Here is an 18,748-nt window from a genome sequence, read left to right as displayed (position 1 = left end):
TTTTCTCTTCTTTTTACATCCTATTCGAGAATTGTAGATTCAATACAGTTATGAAGGAAATCATTAAAACGTAGAATAAATGGAATAAAAAATAAGGATAGCAAAACTGCTACCATTTCAGGAGGATATCACATGATGACTTTGAAACAGGATTTAAAACAGATGCATGTAGACGAACTACGTTCATATGCTGAACTTCTAGAGCAAGAGATTGAAAAGCTCAATGAGGAGCTAGAGACAGCAAAAGTGAACGAAGGGGCTTATAGCATCGGTCGAAGTGACATTCGTTATTTCTTGTCTACCATCCTTGGGATTGAGGAAGAGTACGTATCAAGTGAGCTTGTAGAAGATGCCTTCAATAAAATCAAGGGTAAATTCACTCTCGAAGGAGAGTCAGATACCTTTATTGCATATATTAAGTCCACATTAGACGTGAAGAATCTTCACAATGTGTATTCAGGGATGCTCAGCGATGACGGTTCTACACTTCACATCTACTTTCATGATGAGCCAGGGATGGATACACCAGATGCTACGTTCACTGGTGATGCCGTGAATGGCTTGCTCAAGAAGGTCTTCGGTGAAAACTATGAAACGGATGCGGTGGATGACACATTCACATTTACCTTTGACCGTTCATTGTTGGGAGAATAGAGCTCGAACAAGATGACGACAAGGTATTTCTTATAAAACTATGAAATGGGGAACAACTATGGAACTGAAACTGGTCAAGAACACAGAGGAATTAGCTTTAATGGAAGTCGTATTTGAAGATGCAATCGACCGAATGAGTCATCAAGGGTTCAGCGGTCATGAAAAATACATCAAGATGACAAAAGGAGCGAATCATCAAATCACGGTATATGACAAAGATTCAAAAGTCTTGAATTCATTCGGATTTGGAAGTAGTGGATATACGATTGTCTCAACAGATACCGGCTGTCTACGTGACAAGGTGACAGCCTTCTTGCTCCGAGAACGGATTCAGATGAAAAAACGAGGCACTGAAATCGAACGTGAACTGAAAATCATGCCCCCGACTCCTGGGCTTGGTATTAAAGGTCAGTTTTGCATCCATTTAGGTGATAATTTCGCCGCATTTCTTCCTAGTGAAGAAGCCATTCGAGAGATGTTTGGAGAGTACCAGATTTACAAGAAAGAGAAAGCAGTAACAGGTGTGATGGTACATTATGCAACCTTGCTATAAGCGAGAACCTCTTTAGAGGTTCTTTTTTTAAGCCTCCCATCCCCTGCATAGAATGAATCATAACCATATATGGCGTACAAGTATGTACAAGATGAATAGAAAGGATGATATGAGTGACGGAATATCGAATGTTCTACCACGTGACACCAGAGTCCAATTTGGAATCCATCTTTGAAAAAGGGCTGATGCCTACCATTGGGGAGCGTTCGGCGCAATGCGAGTCCATGCCTTTGGTTTTCCTATTCAATTCACTTGAGGATTGCGAGACGGCTCTAGCAAATTGGTTGGGAGAGGAATTTGAAGATATCTATGAACGCCTTGCGGTCTTGGAGGTGACTCTTCCAGATTCTTTCCCCTTAATCACGACGGTAGAATGGGAATCTGCTTCAGGAACGGTAATCTCTCCGAATCAAATACAGATTCATCATTACGAATAACTAGAAAGGATGGTGTGACCAATGAGTGATATCATTGACCGAGCACTTGATGAGCAGGAAATAAGATTGGTGAAGGACGGTATGCCACACGATTTCTTGGATGAGTGTACGTACTGCCAAGGAAGCGGATGTGAAGAGTACCATTATGGTGTCGGAGACTGTCCGGATTGTCAGGCAACAGGATTCAAGTACGGTTTGGAAGCGCAGAAATATTCTGAAGAATGGGGGAATAATGTCTATGCGTTGTTAGAAACGATGAAAGAACATCTCGTAACGGAACATGGATATATTCAGAAGCGATTCGTTACACCAAATGACGAAAAGTTCTTGCTTTCTTTTTTTGGTCATCTCTTTTCAAGGGAATATTTTAATGACCATCAGAAAATGATTGATGAATTCCGACGTGAAATTCCAGGAGTCGTTTTTGACAAGAAACCCAACGTCTGTGGAAGTGTCACCTCTCTAGGCACCCTAATGATTTACATCGGAATCAGTGTCGAAGAGGTAAAGAAAAATCCTGAAACTATTGTTTATCCTGACTATGTAGTTTTGGCATTTGAAAAAGATGTATGTAGAACATTTGGTGGTGTGTTTTCGAGTTTAGTAGAAGAAGATGTTGTTGAGCTCGCTTGGCTAGACCTCGATTCTATACCGAATGACGCAGAAAGCTATTATGTCCGTGCTGATTTTATCTGAGACACTCATTTATTTGAGTGTTTCTTTTTTTATGTACAACACAATCTTACGAACGTGGAACATAAAAAAGATACCTTATTTCAAGGTATCTCACATCATCAAATCATTTTATAGCCCATTCTTTCCAATCGGTGCTTCTTCCAATCCTCGCACTCTTCAACCAAACCAAATGTGATATTGAAGAATCCAGGTTGTTCGGTTTCAGAAAGCAACTCCTTCCGATAGTCATAATAGAGCGTGTAGACTTTAAATGAAAGGTCTTTGTCTTTGACATAGAGAATCATGTCATCGAAAAACTTTTCTAGCTTCATCTCGTTCTTAAGATTTCGAATGAGCGTCTTTGGCTGAACATCGAATCTTAGCTTGGTGAATTCGCTTGCGTATGGTTTGATGTATTCCTCAATCGAATGCATCATATCATCAAGGTTGAATCCACCATTATTGTAAACGTCATAGTAAACCTTGTTGCAGGTGATAAATAAATTCATAAGAGGGTTAGTCGTCATCCCCCAATCAACCATTTTCTCATTGATAACATTTAATTCAGCTTGAAAGTTCCCTTGTCCATTCCAATAAGTATTCATCGTGACCTTCCTCCTCAAATATATGGTAGCGTTGCTACTCCAATGTTTCTAGACCATATATCGTATGCACCTATATAGGTAAGTATGATTATTTTTAATTGACTATAGTAGAAAAATCGACTAATTACTTATTTTTACCCTAATTTTAAAATTGACTTCCGAAAAAACTAGTTTTCATCGTTCCAATGGCTTCATCAAGCTATTTCACTTAGTTCTAATCTGTTTTGACATTTGATTATTTTGGTGACATGGCAGATTTAAAATATGATAGGTATAATCCCTGTTTTACAGTCATTTTCTCCTATTCATAGCCCTGATTAACGCATTGACCCAAGTTCTTAATTCCCTATCATGAAATATGTTGGGAAAAACTAAGAATCAGTGGAGGTGAATCTAATTCATGGATACAACACAAGTGTCGCCCTACCGGGTGTTCATCGTTGAAGATGACCCGATGGCTTTGAAGGTTCATCGTTCTTTCGTTGAGAGCGATGGTGAAATCGAGGTGATTGGACATGCTCACAACAAGGAAGATGCCATCACCATTGCGACCGAGCTCAAACCAGACCTCATTTTGATGGATATCAATTTGACGCCGAAGGATGACCAACATGGCATCGATGCGGCAATACACCTCTCTACGGCAATTCCAGATACAAAAATCATCATGTTGAGCGGAATCTTAAATGAGGATACTGTACGAAGCACCATCGGTCTCGGTGTGGCTGTGAACTATCTATTGAAATCAAAACCCGACAAGCTCAAACCTGCCATTTTTGACGCCATGAATGACACCAATCAAATCGATGGCTCGGTCGTCGGATTTATTCTTCAGGATTATCAAGAAACCTTGAAATCTACCATGCAAAAGCTGACCAAGCAACAGTTAAAGATTCTAGAACTGTTCTATCGAGGCTATTCAATTGATGAAGTGGCAGATGCGTTGAAGCTTGAAAGACAATCCGTCCAAAATCATCGACAAGGAATTGCGAAGAGATGCCTTGGATGGAAATGGCGATTGCGAAAATTGACCACTATCGAGCTTGCGCAACGAGCAAAGGCGATGGGGTTGTTTTGATAAACTTATTAGTACTTTAAGGTAAAGAGAGTGTGTTTAAATGAGAGTCATCCGATTGTCTTTCGTTCTGGTTTTAATCGCTTCTCTATTGGTTATCAATTTGCTGTACTTTGTAAACACACGGGAGACATTGATTAACAATCAGGCTGAAAAGGTTAATGTCGTAGTTGACAACATGGTGAATTCCATTGAATCGACAAAGAAAAGTGAAAATTACTTCAATGAGTTTATGGCGAAGGAGTTACGGACTGCGTCTATCGCTATCCAGAACGCTTTACCTCCGAATATTGAAGATGTAAAGAATGAAGACTTGGTTGAGTTGACAGAAAAATTGGGTCTTCAAGGTATTGCCCTGTTCATAGAAAAAGATAATGATGTGATTGGAGTAAAATCCAACATGCCGGAGCAAATCGGATTAAAGACCCGTGCTTGGGCAGATGGAATGTGGTACAACATGTTTAAACAGTTGTTGACGAACCATAATGTAGAGCTAATACCGGGCTTTGGGCAGTCATTGGAGAATTTCTGGGCAGGACCTATCGATACAAGCTCAGCAAATCCCAAAATGGTTAGCAAGTGGGGATATTATAATGATGGGACAACAGATTACCTAATCAATCCATTCATGGATGATGGTACGATGAGCCGGTACAAAGATGAGGTTGGCGTAAATGAATTAATACGAGATGCAGAAGAAGAACGAGACTTTATTCTAGACGTGTCCGTAATTAATTCAAACGCATTAATTAACGGTGAGAAGACAACACGTGACACGGGTATCGTATGGCTCTCAGACAAGTTGAAGGTTTATGGTGATTATGAATACCAATCAAAAGCCGATAAAAATGCAGTCGAGGTCGCCATTCAGGAGAACCATCCTGTACGTCGAACAATTGATGATGGAAACAAGACCCTGCTTAAATTCTATCAACCGGTGCCCTTCAAAAACGGGGACAATCTACAAGATGAACTAGTCATTGTGGTTGCCACGGATTATGAACTTATTCAAGATGAACTGCATGAACGGGTTATCAGACAATTCATCGCATCTGTCATCGTATTTATGATTGCCTTCACCATGGTATATGTCTTGATATTAATAATTACCAAGAGAGAACGAACCATTTTTAATGTACAAGAGATTTACACTGAACAGATTCAGTCCTTATTCAAACGGGTTAGAGAACAGAGGCATGATGCCAACCATCATCTATACACCATCTCTGGTCTTCTTAAAATCGAGGCTTATGAAGAAGCGGGACGATATGTCGATACCCTTACGAATCTTGAAGAGCCAACGAACGAATTGGTGAACTTGAGCATTCCCGCATTTGCAGGGCTGTTACAGTCAAAATTAGCCGAAGCAAATGAGAAAGGGATAGAGATGGAATATCATTTCTCGGATATGAACAATCTCGACCTCAAGTTGGATAAAATCACTGATATGGTCATTGCAACCGGCAACATCATTGACAATGCCTTTCATGCCGTCTTAGAGACGCCAATTGTGAAAGATAAAAAGGTTGGCGTATTTGGAACATATAAGAAAAAGGAGCTCACGTTGTCCATTTCAAACAACGGTGCCCCTATTTCATCTGATGATTTATCTAAAATTTTCTCATTCGGCTTCACCTCTAGAAGAGAGAGAGGCGGAACCGGAATCGGTCTTGCAAGTTCTAAGAAGTCGTTGGAGCGACACGGGGGAACAATCACTGTGTCTAGCAATGATGAATTGACAGAGTTTGTCATCAAGATTCCCGTGTCTGGTAAAGAGATTCTTAAAAATTAAATTTAGGACAAAATCCTCAATATGAGACAGGGGCGGGTCGGTCAGTCGGCTGAATCGTCCCTGTTTTTATGCACACGTTTTTTGAACCTCAGGCACATAGATTTCATCCACTTCGAAAGCATAGCCAAATCCTAGTTCCCCCAAGAAGACTGCACGATATGAGACGAATTTCTGATTGAATGCCTTGCCGAACTCTAACATTGCGTCTTCAAGCTCTACGATTCGAGTAATCTTATCTCCATTCATGACGATGACAACATCTGTGTCCATCTCTTCATGTACCGTTACGTATGCACCTTCTCCATATGCTACTTTTGCCATTTCGTTTACCGTTTCGTTTGTCATTGCAACTGTCTTCATTATATATTCCTCCTGTATGAAACCTCTGTTTTTTTAAAGAAAGACTCTTTCAATCTTTTGCCTTTCTTTTGGTTCGTTTTGTTATCTTAACTATATTCCTGATAGGTAATTTTGACTATACTCAATTTTTAGAGTATAACTATAAGCCTATTACGGCTTAACACTAAGTTCTATCAGAAAGCACTATAAACCTATTCATATCAACGTTTGAATCCAATTTTGACTATTGTCGAATTTTGTCGAGAACGTTTGTTCTGGGTCTTTTAGTCTATTTTAGATAGCCCATTTATCACCCAAAGTGACATCCGTATGCGAAGTCGTTTCATCCTGTTATTTCTACTTGGAAGCCAGAATTATACACCTCTTTTTGAAAGAAAGTTTATACGTCTTATGTTTTGTATATACCTATTCTATATATTGATTTGTACAACAGTCAAATTTACGGTGCACTATAGTCAAAAAATATCCAATTCATATTCCCACTCATTCCATGAGACCTAAAAAAGCCGACCCGCTAGACGGTCAGCCCTTCGTTCGCATAAATCTTCTTAAAGATGGAATCCTTCCATCTTTCATTTCGAACATAACAAAATCCGAAGAAGGCGACGTTTGGTCTATTTATCTCTCTCCCATCGAAGAATGTCTCGGAGACCCATATAGACACCGTTTCCTCTTGCTCGGTAAATATGATTGTCTTTTTATATCCAAAATGTGATGTTTTAATCTCCTTGATGCGACCAACGATTAAAAACAATTGTTTCTCTTCATAGTCTTTCGACTCTTTCAAGTAACTTTCAATTTTACTTACTTTCTCTCTAAGGCATACCTTAGCTCCCGCCCACCATTCCGACTTATTTCTTTCGATTAGTTGCTCAACATCATCCACCCAATCTTCACGATAAATACCTGAAAGCTTTGGTGACTTCGGTATATCTCTAATGATAAACACGGGAACCGTTTTTCCCTTCCGATATCTCACACAGTTTTCCTTGTGCCTTTTTTCTATATTGTCGTATTTCAAATCTGAGGGATAGTAGATTGCCCCATTCGCATTGATACCAAATGGACAGCCACATCCACATCTGAATGAAATCTTTCCTTCCTCCCACTCTCTTCTCCATCTAATCCTTTGTTTTCTCGTCAATGGCTTGTCATAGGATATTCGATAAGTCTTCATGCGTTGATGGTCATACAACTCATACCAATTATTCATACCACTCCCTCCATTTCATTTTTCAGAATTTTCTATTATCGTAGATAATTGTTTGCGCTCTCACAACCCGAAACACGAAAAAAGACTGAAATGAATTCAGTCTTTAGTAGATGTCATGTTTTATGGTGTTCTGTATGTGTAATCGTTATCTAGCATTTGTTCTTCAATATACAGTTCCATCATGTATGGATTATTTGCTTCTATTGTAGCAAATCCTTTGATGGTCGAGTTCAGAATGACCATGATTCCCTCTTCCATTCCATTTATGAGAGAAGCGTATTCGTGAACAATGGAGTGGCTCAAAAAGAACTCTCTACCCGTAATCGTTAGGTTTCCAACAAGGTTTGAATGATGCACCATCAGTTTGGTATCTTTCAATATAATCGGGTTGGTTACATCCCCTTCAATCAGGCTCTCTCCACCTTCTCGTTCTTCCTCGTTGTTGAAACCAAAGAGCAACTCGCCTCCTTCAATCATTAGGTTTCTGAGCACCATCCATTCGAGGCTCTGAAGACGCTTCAGAGGTTTTTTATCATAGACCGTTACATTCAGAAATACACTTTGTAGATAGAGTGAGGCATGTGCTTCTTTTTCTGGTTGGACAAAGATTTTACTGTTTATCACAGAGAATGTGTTTCCCGCATAAGTACTTTTCAAAGGGAATTCTCCGAATGACGTGACAGTACTGGACTGTATTCGACAATCCGACGATGAAAGGAACACATTCTTTAACTCTGAATCATCGATGATACCTTTACAGTCATTTAAAGTCGAATTGACAATCAAGCCTGACCTCATCAATATATCCCCTGATATACGTGACCCCATCAGTAACCCGGACTGTATCCAACAATCTCCTTCTTGGCTCAACATCGAGTTGGATTTTAGTATCCATCCTCCCAAATCGCCTTTTTTGATTCCATGTCTAGGAATATCACGAGTCGCAATGATTTGATGCAATGTTCCTAAACGATGGTGAATCGTCTCGCCATTAAATTCATATTTTTTGTTTTTCATGTACTCTACACCTTTCACAACACGATAGATTGTTCTTCCGTAAGGGTTTTGCCTTGGATTTCAAATTCATCTGTATGCGTCTTGGTCAAGAGGATGGATGTGAAGTCATTCATTGAAACTTCTCGGAGTGTCAATATTTGATTCATTTGATTCTCGACCATCGCATAACCACTTAGGTTGGTAGATTCCAACAATAGATTGCCTGACAAACAGATATAGCCGTCCAGGTTTGCATTATTCAAATAGGTTCGTCCATTTAAAAGTTTTACAGGACGAGCCTTCGATATCCCCTGAATATTGTATTCCGAACCACTATGCATGACCAATTCAGTACCTTTGTTAAGAAGTACATGCTTCATATTTAGTTTTCCATTCAGATTGACCTGAAGGATGTCTTCAGCATATACGTCCTCAAGTTTACCGGATGCCATGATATGGCTGTCAAAGCGGTCACCAATCTTATCCGTACCATCTCTTCGGACTTCTAGATGAACATTGTTCATGTGGAGTCCGTCATCGACACTGATGATTTTTAACTCACCGATGTCTGACTTGAGAAAGCACCGCTCTAGAAAGATTTCACCATTTCCCCAATTCAATACGCTTGTTTTTTCAATTAATCCATGTCGGGTCGTGATGATTTTTTTCGCCTCGATGGTAGACTCATGTATCGAGGTGTCATCTATATCGACGTCCCCCGTGATTTTAGAGTCAAACACCACTGCTTCAATTATCTTACCGGTACAATGAATCACACTCGAACCTTGAATGGATGGGAGATGGCTCCTCCAACCGCCTCCTGAAATCAAGACATCTCCCGACACCTTTGCACGCTCTCGGATGACACCATGCCCCAACCAACAGTCTCCTTCATGAGACAAGTTCTCTTCAGAAAAGATATATCCACCGACATCTCCCATTTTCACACCATGAAGCGGGATGTCTCGTAATGCACGGATTTGATTTACGGTACACGTAACCTCCTCCCCCGCACTATTCGTGAACTTCTCCAATTTCGTCTTGCCTGTGAACTCATACTTCATCTCTGTCAACATTTTGTTTACACTCCTTTAAAGTAAAATGATTTTCATCATGCCTGTTCTATGCTGATAGATTATTCTATGGCAACAAAAAACGCTTTATGCAATGGTCTATCAGTTTAGTTAAACAACCATATTAAAAAGGGATGAGAATATTCCCATCCCTTAGTCCAACCAACTTAAGCATCTTTCTTGAGGACGATGCCAGTCTTAGGTGAAAACATAACCGGTTCTCCCACCTTCTTCATCTTTTGAATCTTATTCGGTTCCGGGGGGAATACATGCGGCTTCACCAACTGAAGCATTTCACTTGTCAGCGGTGCAATGACCTCCGTTTCCCACAGACGTTCTTCCAGTGCGATTATCATATCCTGATGTGTCGTCCGCTCCTGTAGCGTCAACAGCAGGTTTGACAAGTCTAGCGCTTCTCCACCATTGACCGACAGCAAATAGCGTTCTTCACCTGAGCATTGATTGTACCCATACGTTTCGCTAAAACCCGCAAAAAAGCGTGCCACTTCTGGTTCCAACGAAAAGCTCGCTAAAGGTCTAGGCTCTAACGTGGTGCCAGTCTTGACTTGCATCCCTCTATGATAAGTGTCGAATACAGGGAAATCTGATTTGAAGGTATCGAAGAATAAATGCATATTCAATAAAACCTCTTCATTGATACTGCCGTTCAACCATTCAATCAGAAAGTTTTCCCATCTGCGGTTATCTTCATCGTAATCATCATACAACCCGTCTGTAAGCAAGCTACTTCTGAAAAATTGAATCGACTGCACATCCTCTTCATTGAAACTCATGAATTGCTGAACTGTCATATCAGTTCCTCCTTAAAAAGAAATAGAATGTATACCTAAATTCAGTTTCTACTATCGTATTCCGTTCTTTTGTCAAATATAAAAAAGAGCCCGAATCGGACTCTTTCCTTAATTGACGTAGGTATCCATCAGGATGGATTGAAGTTTTTTTAAATCCAATCTCCCTCGTGGAATCGAAGGGTGGCTGAAACGAATTTGCTTTGAACCTTCGAATTGACGCAAGAGAAGGATGAAGTCATTCACATCTCCGTTCTCATCGAACGGGTTTCGTTGTTCATCATCCAATGCACTAAAACAAGCACGAACGATTTCTTTAATTTGATGATATTCTTCAGATGTCATCCCCTTCAGCACGACGGACTCCACTTTTGGGTGTCCTATCGGCAACATGTCAACAGTGTGACGCCCTGCTTGTTTATCGTACATCAACACGCCAATGTTGACCCATTCAGCACGAAACGCATTTGGTCGCATTCTGATGATACGATAATGGTTATGCTCGTATTCTTTCATGCACCTTCACTCCTTTTTTTGTGGTTCATCGTTCGAAGACAATATCGCCGCACAAGTTGACGTTTTCGATAAGTACCTCTCCTCCATGTTCTACAACCAGGGAAGAGAACTCTGTCATCGTGACATTCTTCAAATGTAAATTGGACTTTCCATTTTTCTTGATTTCGCCAAACGTATCTATATTTACATCTTCAAAGAGTGTTTTACCAGATATCAGATACCCTTCCGCTTGGACTTGACTGTCCTTTAGGGTGACCCTGGCTTTCGATTGAAGGACAAATTGTTTTTTCCCCATCAGACGATTCAGCTTGTCTCCATCATTCTTCTTCGAAATAATGTGAGAAGTTCCGATAGACACCACGTTTCGCATCTCTAGACCACTCTCTAGCTTGAATGTTTTTAGGTTCCTAATTGTAATGTCGGAGAGAAACATCGGATGATTCGTATTTACGCTTCTCAATCCCGTATACTCCAAAAAAGTATCGGTGAAATCACTTGTTTCTTTCGATGTAAAGCATGCCTTGCTATCTTTGAACTGAATCTTCGAGTTGATAAAATTCGCTCGCCAGATGGTCACATTGAACAATGTTGACTCATGTATGTTGCCTTCTTCATAAATCACGCTATTAATGAGCTTTGAGTTACTGACCTTCGTGTTCCCATCCACCATGCTATTAAAAAGCATGCTGTTTTCGACACTGGAATCACCGCTTACTTGACTGTCCCCGGTCATTTTTGTTTCCTTTGAGATACTTGCATTCCCTAGTACAACAGCGCCGTTTATTACAGCGCAAGTGGGATATATCCAACAGTTCCCTTCATGGGATAGGTTGTCCTCACTCTCTACATAACCGCCCTTATCCCCTTTTCTTACACCTTTTGAAGGAATATCGACTATCGCCTCGATAGGAAACACACGTGTCGTGTCTTCGATTCCTCTGTGCTTATAAGTTAGATGGACAGCGTCCTCTGTTAAAAGCTTGTACTTTTTCAACATCATCTTCCTCCTTACACGGACAATAAAGAACGATTTTCTGTAGATTCATTCATATAGTCCCGCTCCATTTTGATTTCTTCGGCAATTCTGCCAGTCCCGACTTTATGCTCATATTCTTGAATCATCTGTTCTAACTTCTTTGAATAATCCTTCCGATACAAATGAATAATTTGCTCATAGTCTTGTCTCATCCATGCACTCCCCTCTTGACCTTTATATGTTGTCACCATAGACCCCTGAATTTCTGTATCCTATATCTTATGGCAGATGCTTATTTTCTAGCACTATAAAAAGCCCTCTTAGAGGGCTTCTTCAAATGTAATGCTTAGCGACTTGACTTCTTCTTGAAGCTTGGCAATCTCCTGTCGAAGAACTCGTTCCATTTCACAACTCTCCTTGATTTTCAGGAGATGTGGTTCGATTTCGGTTTTAGCCTGATAAAAGAATGGAGCATATTCTGGATACTCGTTGCGTGCGAACTTGAACATCGGGAAGAAGTTCTTCTCGGTGTCATTCGCCACTCTGAGTTGTTTATCCGTGTCGGCATTCCCTAGCGTGTTAAAATTGTGAATACGGTCTGCCGTTTTGACGATTGCCGTCGAAGGGCTACTAAAACATTGGTTCAAATACGTAAACAATGCCGCTTCATCTTGTTTGTAATCGATATCCGGATTCTTCGTGAGGATGAGTACATCATCCGCTACTTCCTTACCGAACTCCCTTTTGATGAAATCGTAGTTAATCCATTCCACGTCCTCGATGGCATCATGAAGGATTGCAGTAGTCAAGATGTCCTCATCACGGATTCCGGAGTTGAAGATTTTCATTGTCACATCGACAAGATGGAGATAGTAGTGAGAGCCGTCGTGACGACTGTACCCTTTCTCACTGCACATCTCTTGAATCATCAGATTCAACGCTTTCAATGCTTTCTTGTGTCCGAGTACGGAAAGGACGGTCTTGAGAAATTTGACCCGACTTGAAAGTTTACTAGACATGTGCACCACTCCTTTTCTACTTTTATTGACTATATTCTATAATATTTTATTCACATAGTCAATTTTATTTATCTTAATGATTATTGTTTTCTGTGAAGCATTCTTTTACTTCTTCAGCCTGATTGAGTAGACTTTCGAATTTCCTCACAGCATCTTGTTCATATTGTCAGCTACGTCCTGTGCTTCGCTCTCATTCTCAAACCCACTCTGATGTGTTTCGAGGACGTTCCCTGCAATCGGGTCAAATACCTCTGATACCACCATATACTCACCCAAACCCGATGTGACAAAATATTTTTCCTGTTTTCCCATTCAAATTCCTCCTTTTTAGTCCAAACGAAATCCGCTCCATATATTTTCTTAACCTTTTATGATACGGTGACGTGAATCAAAATATGACGAGTGAACCATTGAAAAAAGCATGGGTGCCCATGCTTTAAAGGAATGATTTGATTTCATCGAGCGTCTTTTGATTATAAGTCATCGTGCTGTGTGTACCATCCGTCGTGACACATCGATACTTCTCTTTTTGGATATACTTGCTCAAGGCACAGGCGCTCTCATTCGGGACGAGCAAATCCTTATTGATTGCGAATGATAATACTTCCATATCTGGGTCAAACGAGGCGTACTTCCAATCCATATATGACTCAAACTCCCTACCACCATTCGTCAAATTCTCTAGCGTACTCTCTCCAATTGACGTGGCATATCCCCAATAGACAACATCTTCTGTCCCTATCACTTCACTTATGATATTGACTACAGCGGAGTAGTCCGGTTTTATATGTAAACTGATGAAAGACCCAAGGAACGGGCTATCCAATGTGACAAGTTTTCGGACATGATATGTATCAGGTCGATGATGACTCATTGCCCATTCGTTGTAGTTGTAAAATGCGAACAACGATGAAGACACTCCACCCATGCTATGTCCGACAAGGTTCAACTCCTCGGTTTGATAATCCTTTGCGATTTCTTTCATAGCGGCTTCGAGATAATAAGATTGATTGAACAGGTTATTGACATTCCTTGTGAAGACCACTTTGACATAACCAGGCATATACTCTTCATCATGGAAAGAAAACTTATGAACTCTCTCATCACTTCCAACAACGTAGGTCATCTCCTGTCCATCGACTCGGAGATTCATCTGACTTGCCACTTTTTTCCCGTCTTCCTCATAAAGAGTCACCTTTTTCACCTTGTCATTTCGTACACCTGACAACCCTTCGAGTAGTCCGCTCATGCTTGTATCATCACCTGTGAAGCCATGGACAAATACGGTTGGTATGATAACCTCTTTGCCCTCAGTCTTATTTATAGTCAGTTGTTCTGTCGTATCGTAATCTTTAGGAATAGAATCACTGACTGTTTCATCGGACTCATTCCAGTCGAATATGATGAACAACATAGTCACCAGTGCAATCACTAAAATCAAGCCTAATAATTTCGTCTTGTGATGTACGGATTCGCCTCTCACCTTTTTTTTAAAACCTACCATTCATCGTCCCCCTTTTAAATATTCATTTCTCTTTCACCCTTATTATCGTCATAAATCGGGCTTGACTTTAAGAATAATGCAAAATTTACCTGTTGTAAAAAAATAAAAAAAGAAGGGATATCTCCCTTCTCTTAAAATGATGTATCGATTTCCTTCACCAATGTCTCAATCTGATTGACCATGGAACGTTTTCGCTCAAGTGACTCTTGATACTGATTGATTTCGGATAGACAATCATTGAATTTTTCTGTCAATTCAACCACCACACTGTCTTCCAGACCCATGTTGAGAGCGGTCTTCATCTCATCACGTGCATTTGCCTTCAACAGGTTGAGCTGATTTAATTGTTTCTCTTTATCATATTCATCTTTTTTCCGGATGGCTCCATCCTGGTCGAAGAATAAACTCACCAACAATTCGTTTTCGACATGGACTTTCATGATATGAGGACTTTCTCCTGCAGTCACCATGTATCCCATGCGAACGAGATTCTCGGCAATCAGACTCATTTTCATTCCAGTTTGATGTTCACGAGCTACTTTATGCTGTGAAACATTCTCTTCTCCAAACACTAAGGACAAGAGTGAAAGAACATCCGTCATAGTTGGGGGGATTTGATGGCTTGTATGCCCATTGTCGCTTCGTTGGGTGGGCTCAGATGAGCGTTTCCCTTCCAAGAGCTGACGAAGCATCGTGAGCGGGTCTTCTGCCTGCCCTACATGTTCTTCTCGTGCCCCCTCTTGCTTTTCCACACTCGGTCTCACGAACTCAGTTGTTTCTGCTTTTGCTCGTTCGTCGAGAGCATTTAACGCTCCTCCGAGAAGTAGTAGTAAATCATATGTTTTTTTATCCAACTATCATCACGCTCCCATTTGTTTGTACATTAAATGTAACACTCATTTTGACTATTGTCAAAATGAAAGCGGTGGTAATTCTTTAAATATTCGTCGTAGATAAGACTTGCCTTCCTAGAACTATGTCGTTCATACATATCGGGTTCTTTCTCTGCGAAATGGATGGCGAAACAAAACCTCCATTTTGAACGGGATTTGGTGACATCTTCACATTCGTCAAGAATGGTTTTTATCGAAACACCTGAAAGCTTGCTCATCTCAAATAGTGACGAGCAAGTGTGTATGTTTTCGGATTCATCAATTCCGATAACCACAAATCGTTTGTATTTCTTGAGACGCTCACGCTCGTATCTCTCGGATACTTCATCGAACATTTCTTTTAGATTCTTGAACCCTTCTCCTGGAAGGAATACTTTGTTTTTATATACGGGACGCTTCCCAGAAATGACCTGAGACACGATATTATTCCTGACATTGAATACTTCTGACGCTTCTTTTTGTGATTCGCAAACTGCCAACAGCTCACCGCTCGTGTCAAAGACAAATACTTCTGTCTTTCTTGGGTTCGTCTTCTGTCCTCCATGTGTTAGATTGTATCCGCCTCTTCCAAATGCCTCATAAGACACTATCCAGTCCTGTTCCTTCCCGTCGAGTTCTTCTTTACTGTATGCAGTATCGATGACCTCCCATGTAAACGACGATTCACCGTGACGAATGAGTGCACGATGAAAGTAGTTCTTCGAGCCTTCTTTCTGCTGAGACAAGTAGATGTGTTGCTTCTTTCTCTCTTCAAGGCACTTCGTTGTCTGCCCGATATATACTTTCCCGTTCAAACGATTGGTTGCTTTATAAATGATTCCGTACATAGACACCTCCCGAACCGACAGTTCTTTCAAAAATTTTATTTCTTATGCTTCAATCTGATTGGAATGAGCCAAGGTTGGGCTCATTCTTCTTACAAATGCAAACACTTGCGACCTCTCTTGAATTCTCAAACGTATATGACCACTCAGGCGAGATGGATTGGAGATGATGTACCATCTCCATGAGAGACTCATAAACCCTTTCTGGAGGCATCCCGAAGAAGACCATGTTCCCTTTCTCGAAAGAAAGGCGACACCTTCCATCCTCTCTAGAGAGTCGATATCCCGCCGATACCTTCCCTTCATTTTTTGTTCCCGCTTTGGATTCATGTGCCTTTGTATAACCGCCTGACCTTAACCGTATCTCGATTTCTTTTTCTAACTCCATTCCATCACCCTCTTTTTCACTATCCTATGCGTAGTGATGAGAAGAAAAACTCTTCAATTGTTCTAGCATCTTGTAATCATCTGATGTGTCATACGCATAGCATGTTGTAGTTACACGTATCAGTGATATGTATATATTGAATTTACAAAGGAGAATGAATCATGAATCGAACCATTCCATTGAAGCATATCGAAATGTGGAAACCGGAATCACAAGAAATACAATTATTCACCCCTCGAATCCCTGTACATGCGGCAACTGACGGTGAGACTGAAACAGCACGTATTTGTACGGCGCCGTCAATCCCAGAATGTTGCATCGCTCATGAGAGTATCCCGTACATCCTCTTTGAGATGAGCGGAAATTCGAATCTGATAGAGATGTCCTACGAGTACTTCTATCACTTCTTGGAATCAGCCATATGTGGAATATTGGTGAGAGTTTATCATTTCCAAGCAGAGGAAGACGAAGTGATTGATTCAGAAACAATCCAGGAAAACAATTGGGTTTATGACGTGGAACGGACAAAGGAACATTGGATAACACGACCTATCCGCCCATACAAGGTCACATATGCCATCATCAATGGAGATGATGACAATATCCGAGTCTTGCAGGAAGCAGACACCATCGAAGAACTGGGTGTGTTTATGAGACTAGACAAATTGGACTCCTACTACAGGTCAAACCGTGACGAATCTTCTGTATTCGAAGCAAAGTTGACAAAGAAGGATGCAATGAGATTTAAGGAAAAGGTTTTGCTCTACTTCAAGAACAGGAAAGTGGAACAAGAAATAAAAGCAGTTGAGGTGATTGATGCAATCTCCGAACCACTTCCTATTGAGTCCGTTGCGGTACATCCGCTTCATACCGGAGACCCCAACCTTCCCTTCTAAATCAATACAGACAAAAAAGGCAGAATATACTCTGCCTTTTATAATTTCTTCGCTTTGACCATCCGTTCAATGGTTTCGATGTCTAACTCCATATTTTCCAAATTCGGATTGGTATAGCTTTCCGGACTCATTCGTTCCAGTTCTTTTAAAAGTGACTGTGCTTTCTCTTTCATCTCCGGCGTAGATTCATTTGAGTCACAGATAGCTTGGAGAGCATTTTCTTCTGCAGTGCGATAGTCTTTTTTCGGATTGTTTTTTAACTCTTCGTCACGCTTGATGATATCTCGGTTCGCTTCCATGTTCTTGTGAATCCTCTTCACGAGCTTATAAACGGTGTCTGTTGATGAAATTATCTTCGCTTCATAGAGCTGATATTCCCTGCTTCCGACATTTCGCTTCATCTTGTCATAGTTTTGCATGCTCTTATATAATGTGCGAAACTCCTGGTTCAAATCATACAGGTCATCCCAAAAACGCTTCTTGATATGGTGATTTTGCATCTCATCCCCTTCAAATGTTTCCACATCTAGGGGTTCGAGGTCGTTTTTATTGAGTCTAGATGGCATCATCTTTAAATAAGTTAGGATATGTGTCACGGTGTAGATACCATTACGATTCACATCTGGGAAAAACATTGGATAATTTTCTAGTTTCTTTTTCCGTGGCAAACTGTCCAGTCGCTGTTCAGCCGTTGCAATGTAGTAACCACCAAACGATGCGCCGACAGCTCCTATTAAAATCAATACTGCAAGCATTTAAAATCCCCCTTTTCGTTGTACATTTGACCATCTTTCGTGTCGAAAAGAAAAAGGGGAGTTCCCCCCTTTATCTTCTCAACGGGACATTGTTGGCTCATCGACCAATTGAATCGTCCATTCCGGTAGCTTTGATTGAAAGATGACGGCACGTGGAGCGGAATATCGATAAACATCCAAGATATCGTTCCAAAAGACCCCATCCACTCCGAGCATCTCGTCTGCGTATCGTAAGATGCAGAAGGTTTCAGCCATAGACGGACTATGCTCTCTGTCCCAACACTCCGCTTCAAACAACTTGGTGGTTCCGAGAAAAGCTTTAACCTTTTTGAGAGACTCCTTGTCCTCATTCAAGTCTTCTTGGTCTTCCGCATCTTCTTCGTCATACCCCCTATCCATCAACCAGTCCTCATAGCTGAGAAATTCTCGATACATCTCGTCATCTTCATCAATATAAGTGAACACCCATTTGAATCCTTTTACCAGATAGCCTCTTTCGACTCCCCATTCAAAAATATTCGTTTTGTCTCTTTTTGAGAGTTTATGAAAATCCAATAACAATGGGTTTTCCTTATGAACCGTATATAAGTCTCCTGAAAGACGTGCTATCCGACTCCATTCCTTCGGATGCTGAGAGATGGACAGACCACTGCCCTCGAACGAGCTTTTCTTGACCTTTTTAGTCATATTTCCAACATGAAACCATTTCTTAGTCTTCTTAAATCGAATCGCCAT

23 protein-coding genes are annotated in these 18,748 nt (G+C 40.7%); 7 read left to right on the top strand and 16 right to left on the bottom strand.

Annotated features, from left to right (window positions below; genetic code table 11):
• Positions 1 to 132 precede the first annotated feature (132 nt).
• From KNO71_RS08840 to KNO71_RS08825, 4 genes are all read left to right on the top strand, one after another.
• The gene (locus tag KNO71_RS08840) at positions 133 to 654 is read left to right on the top strand and encodes a DUF1192 family protein (protein WP_214688037.1); all 522 of its coding nucleotides are present in this window, start codon (positions 133 to 135) and stop codon (positions 652 to 654) included.
• A gap of 58 nt (positions 655 to 712) precedes the next feature.
• A complete protein-coding gene (locus tag KNO71_RS08835; protein WP_214688035.1) occupies positions 713 to 1,207 on the top strand; it encodes a hypothetical protein in 495 nt (164 codons plus the stop codon).
• A gap of 113 nt (positions 1,208 to 1,320) precedes the next feature.
• Positions 1,321 to 1,644, top strand: coding sequence for a hypothetical protein (locus KNO71_RS08830; RefSeq protein ID WP_214688033.1), 324 nt, complete (start codon positions 1,321 to 1,323; stop codon positions 1,642 to 1,644).
• A 21-nt stretch (positions 1,645 to 1,665) separates the two neighbouring features.
• Complete coding sequence (locus tag KNO71_RS08825; RefSeq protein ID WP_214688031.1) at positions 1,666 to 2,340, top strand: RNA-binding protein; 675 nt, start codon at positions 1,666 to 1,668, stop codon at positions 2,338 to 2,340.
• A gap of 98 nt (positions 2,341 to 2,438) precedes the next feature.
• Here the strand turns inward: KNO71_RS08825 and KNO71_RS08820 are convergent, their stop codons facing one another.
• A complete protein-coding gene (locus KNO71_RS08820) occupies positions 2,439 to 2,924 on the bottom strand; it encodes a hypothetical protein (RefSeq protein WP_214688029.1) in 486 nt (161 codons plus the stop codon).
• A gap of 400 nt (positions 2,925 to 3,324) precedes the next feature.
• Here KNO71_RS08820 and KNO71_RS08815 point away from each other — a divergent pair, with 400 nt between their 5' ends.
• Complete coding sequence (locus KNO71_RS08815; RefSeq protein ID WP_214688027.1) at positions 3,325 to 4,002, top strand: response regulator transcription factor; 678 nt, start codon at positions 3,325 to 3,327, stop codon at positions 4,000 to 4,002.
• A 40-nt stretch (positions 4,003 to 4,042) separates the two neighbouring features.
• On the top strand, positions 4,043 to 5,791 hold the full coding sequence (locus KNO71_RS08810) for a sensor histidine kinase (RefSeq protein ID WP_214688025.1): 1,749 nt from the start codon (positions 4,043 to 4,045) through the stop codon (positions 5,789 to 5,791).
• Between the two features lie 66 nt (positions 5,792 to 5,857).
• Here the strand turns inward: KNO71_RS08810 and KNO71_RS08805 are convergent, their stop codons facing one another.
• The 13 genes from KNO71_RS08805 to KNO71_RS08745 form a co-directional block, all read right to left on the bottom strand.
• Complete coding sequence (locus KNO71_RS08805; RefSeq protein ID WP_214688023.1) at positions 5,858 to 6,151, bottom strand: hypothetical protein; 294 nt, start codon at positions 6,149 to 6,151, stop codon at positions 5,858 to 5,860.
• A gap of 514 nt (positions 6,152 to 6,665) precedes the next feature.
• On the bottom strand, positions 6,666 to 7,364 hold the full coding sequence (locus KNO71_RS08800; protein WP_214688021.1) for a hypothetical protein: 699 nt from the start codon (positions 7,362 to 7,364) through the stop codon (positions 6,666 to 6,668).
• A gap of 120 nt (positions 7,365 to 7,484) precedes the next feature.
• Positions 7,485 to 8,381, bottom strand: a complete 897-nt coding sequence (locus KNO71_RS08795; protein ID WP_214688019.1) for a hypothetical protein — start codon at positions 8,379 to 8,381, stop codon at positions 7,485 to 7,487.
• A gap of 14 nt (positions 8,382 to 8,395) precedes the next feature.
• Positions 8,396 to 9,436 carry a hypothetical protein gene (locus KNO71_RS08790; RefSeq protein WP_214688017.1) on the bottom strand — a complete coding sequence of 347 codons (1,041 nt, stop codon included), beginning with the start codon at positions 9,434 to 9,436 and terminating at the stop codon, positions 8,396 to 8,398.
• A 164-nt stretch (positions 9,437 to 9,600) separates the two neighbouring features.
• Positions 9,601 to 10,245, bottom strand: coding sequence for a hypothetical protein (locus KNO71_RS08785; protein WP_214688015.1), 645 nt, complete (start codon positions 10,243 to 10,245; stop codon positions 9,601 to 9,603).
• Between the two features lie 108 nt (positions 10,246 to 10,353).
• Positions 10,354 to 10,758, bottom strand: a complete 405-nt coding sequence (locus KNO71_RS08780) for a DUF3037 domain-containing protein (protein WP_214688012.1) — start codon at positions 10,756 to 10,758, stop codon at positions 10,354 to 10,356.
• Between the two features lie 25 nt (positions 10,759 to 10,783).
• Positions 10,784 to 11,755: a hypothetical protein gene (locus tag KNO71_RS08775; RefSeq protein WP_214688010.1), complete on the bottom strand. Its 972-nt coding sequence runs from the start codon at positions 11,753 to 11,755 to the stop codon at positions 10,784 to 10,786.
• Positions 11,756 to 11,766: 11 nt separating this feature from the next.
• Positions 11,767 to 11,946: a hypothetical protein gene (locus KNO71_RS08770; protein ID WP_214688008.1), complete on the bottom strand. Its 180-nt coding sequence runs from the start codon at positions 11,944 to 11,946 to the stop codon at positions 11,767 to 11,769.
• 108 nt (positions 11,947 to 12,054) lie between these two features.
• Positions 12,055 to 12,753 (bottom strand): HD domain-containing protein, encoded by a 699-nt coding sequence (locus KNO71_RS08765; RefSeq protein ID WP_214688006.1) that lies wholly within the window; start codon positions 12,751 to 12,753, stop codon positions 12,055 to 12,057.
• 144 nt (positions 12,754 to 12,897) lie between these two features.
• On the bottom strand, positions 12,898 to 13,065 hold the full coding sequence (locus KNO71_RS08760; protein ID WP_214688005.1) for a hypothetical protein: 168 nt from the start codon (positions 13,063 to 13,065) through the stop codon (positions 12,898 to 12,900).
• Positions 13,066 to 13,189: 124 nt separating this feature from the next.
• On the bottom strand, positions 13,190 to 14,257 hold the full coding sequence (locus KNO71_RS08755; RefSeq protein ID WP_214688004.1) for an alpha/beta hydrolase: 1,068 nt from the start codon (positions 14,255 to 14,257) through the stop codon (positions 13,190 to 13,192).
• 131 nt (positions 14,258 to 14,388) lie between these two features.
• Positions 14,389 to 15,111 carry a hypothetical protein gene (locus KNO71_RS08750; protein ID WP_214688003.1) on the bottom strand — a complete coding sequence of 241 codons (723 nt, stop codon included), beginning with the start codon at positions 15,109 to 15,111 and terminating at the stop codon, positions 14,389 to 14,391.
• A 29-nt stretch (positions 15,112 to 15,140) separates the two neighbouring features.
• On the bottom strand, positions 15,141 to 15,977 hold the full coding sequence (locus KNO71_RS08745) for a GIY-YIG nuclease family protein (RefSeq protein WP_214688002.1): 837 nt from the start codon (positions 15,975 to 15,977) through the stop codon (positions 15,141 to 15,143).
• 546 nt (positions 15,978 to 16,523) lie between these two features.
• On the opposite strand from KNO71_RS08745, the gene KNO71_RS08740 reads away from it, so the two are divergent.
• Positions 16,524 to 17,258 carry a hypothetical protein gene (locus tag KNO71_RS08740; RefSeq protein WP_214688001.1) on the top strand — a complete coding sequence of 245 codons (735 nt, stop codon included), beginning with the start codon at positions 16,524 to 16,526 and terminating at the stop codon, positions 17,256 to 17,258.
• A gap of 38 nt (positions 17,259 to 17,296) precedes the next feature.
• Here KNO71_RS08740 and KNO71_RS08735 read toward each other — a convergent pair whose 3' ends face one another.
• A complete protein-coding gene (locus tag KNO71_RS08735; protein ID WP_214688000.1) occupies positions 17,297 to 18,013 on the bottom strand; it encodes a hypothetical protein in 717 nt (238 codons plus the stop codon).
• A 78-nt stretch (positions 18,014 to 18,091) separates the two neighbouring features.
• On the bottom strand, positions 18,092 to 18,748 hold the full coding sequence (locus tag KNO71_RS08730) for a hypothetical protein (RefSeq protein ID WP_214687998.1): 657 nt from the start codon (positions 18,746 to 18,748) through the stop codon (positions 18,092 to 18,094).

The organism is Exiguobacterium sp. s163 (assembly GCF_018617135.1).
GTDB lineage: Bacteria > Bacillota > Bacilli > Exiguobacteriales > Exiguobacteriaceae > Exiguobacterium > Exiguobacterium profundum.
Note: the sequence above shows the minus strand (reverse complement) of the source record. Positions and strands in the feature narration are given on the sequence as shown.